This window comes from Paraburkholderia dilworthii (genome assembly GCF_000472525.1).
Lineage (GTDB): Bacteria > Pseudomonadota > Gammaproteobacteria > Burkholderiales > Burkholderiaceae > Paraburkholderia > Paraburkholderia dilworthii.
This window is the reverse complement of the sequence record NZ_AWZT01000129.1, coordinates 1-1,949: the sequence shown is the minus strand read 5'-3', so window position 1 is coordinate 1,949 and position 1,949 is coordinate 1. Positions and strand designations below refer to the sequence as shown.

The window sequence follows — 1,949 nt, the reverse complement described above, 5'->3', positions numbered from 1 at the left end:
GCCATCGGCCGCTCGGCAATTCCACTCGCTGGCGATGTAAGCAATCCTCATCATCTCGCTGTCATTGGCCCAAATCGCCTTACCGCGACAAAACCCGGAAACGGCCCATGTCGCACCGACAGAATGACGACGCCACCATCGACCAACAGGTCAGAGATTGTGCCCATGCCTCGGCGACGTTGGACTTTGTCGAGGTGCATCCACACTGCGGTAACCATGACAACGTCGAACGTGTTCGCCCTTTCGCGGACGAGGCAGAGATCAGGCAGGCTATCGTCGAGCCAGACAACGCTGGAAGCGGGATAGAAGTTGGTAGCAGCAGCCCGCAGTTCATCGACGGGCTCAACCGCTAACACCGCGTGCCCCATCGATGCGAATGCGGCAGCGTCGCGACCCATGCCGGCCCCTACATCGAGGATGCGTGAAGGTGCGTCCGGAATCAGGTGCAGAACGGGTCGGTGGAGGTCTTCGAATGAAATCTTGCGCCAATCGTTAGCCAAAACCCCGGCATGCTCGGCATAACCTTCGGTTCCCGGAACGTCGATTGACATTGGTCCATAGTGGATGGTCAGAACGGTCGATTGTCAATGATTTTGGTCGAGGTGTCGAATGACGGTTCATGGGCGTGTGTCGCCAGCATCCGCCTGTTCGAAGCGGGCCATTGGCATGCGGGAACGGCTGCTGGCAAGCGGTTAGCGATTAGCCAAAAAGTAAGCTCCACACCTCTCATCAAGGCGAACAGAGTGTTACTTTGACTCATTCACATAGATTTTGTACTCTTTGCCTCGATCATCAACGGCAGCCATGAATTTTCGACCACTTACGGGCCAGTGAAACTCAAGCTTGACGAGCGAACGAAGCTCGACATTTTCAGAAAATAAGTGGCGCTCGAGACCCGAGCGGTAGCTCTTGATTGAGATCAAAATTCGTTCGGTTGCTTTTTCCGCCGGGCTAAAGATGCCGCTCAGCCAACCGATATCAATGTCGATCTGCTGTCGATGGATCAACTCGAGGTCGTCGATCACGTATCCGTTGGCAAAATAATTCATCAGGCTTGTGAAGCTAGCGCCGAAATTGTGGATCGCCGAGTGAATGTTTTTATATCGCATTGGCGCTGCCTTTTACGCTTTCGAGAAAATCTAGTTCCTGGAATTGTCATCGATTTGACGACGGTCGTCGAACGACCGGTTGTGGCCGACCACACCCCGTGGCACGGGGAGGCTCGGTCATTGCGTTGCCGAGCCGCTACAAGCCAGAGGCACAGTTACACTTGAGAGCAGGACTCTGCACCCCATGTACCTCTCGTGAACAAACGTATCCGCCGCCCATTGCACCCTCAATGGCCCTTTCCGCCAAGTCGCGATGTCGCTGGTCGCTCCTTCGGAGATCTCGTCGCGCTTCAATATTGCGGCGCGGAGGTGTGGCTCTGGCGATGCCGGTGTGGCCGCGATGTGACTGCCGCGCTGATGAACGTGGAGGGCGGTGAAGTGCATGATTGCGGCTGCCGTGAGCAGCGTCGTGTGTGGCGGTCGCGACCGGGCTCACCTGCGCTGAAGAGCGGCGAGGTTTTCGGTCAATTGACAACGAAGCGGTACGAGGGCGATGGATTGTTGACTTGCCGGTGCGACTGCGGTGTTGAGGTCAAGGTAAGCGCCGGGCGCCTGCGAACGGGCAAGGCGCACTCGTGCGGCAGTTGTCTCGTCGCTTGAGCCTACCGAGCGGCATAGCCCGCTTGGCTTGGTTGTGCGATTGTTGACGAATAACCCGACGTTGCCGAATGACCGAAACTGATGGTCCGGCCTCATGATCGCTTCGAACATGCAGTTGCGCGTCGCTTGTCTCGGCGGACCGCCCTCGTTAAGCGTTGTTCGATGCCTGCCCTTGTCCGCAGCCCATGAGTGCACGGCGACGCATGCGGGCAGGCGTTGGACAAGGCTCGAGGGAGGAAA

At 57.3% G+C, this 1,949-nt stretch carries 2 protein-coding genes; both read right to left on the bottom strand.

Annotation, left to right across the window (positions count from 1 at the left end):
- Positions 1-50: 50 nt before the first annotated feature.
- Positions 51-551 carry a class I SAM-dependent methyltransferase gene (locus F759_RS39930; RefSeq protein ID WP_084534466.1) on the bottom strand — a complete coding sequence of 167 codons (501 nt, stop codon included), beginning with the start codon at positions 549-551 and terminating at the stop codon, positions 51-53.
- Between the two features lie 195 nt (positions 552-746).
- Entirely contained in the window at positions 747-1,109 is a 363-nt protein-coding gene (locus F759_RS0135490; RefSeq protein ID WP_027803919.1) for a hypothetical protein, read from the bottom strand.
- Positions 1,110-1,949: the final 840 nt, after the last annotated feature.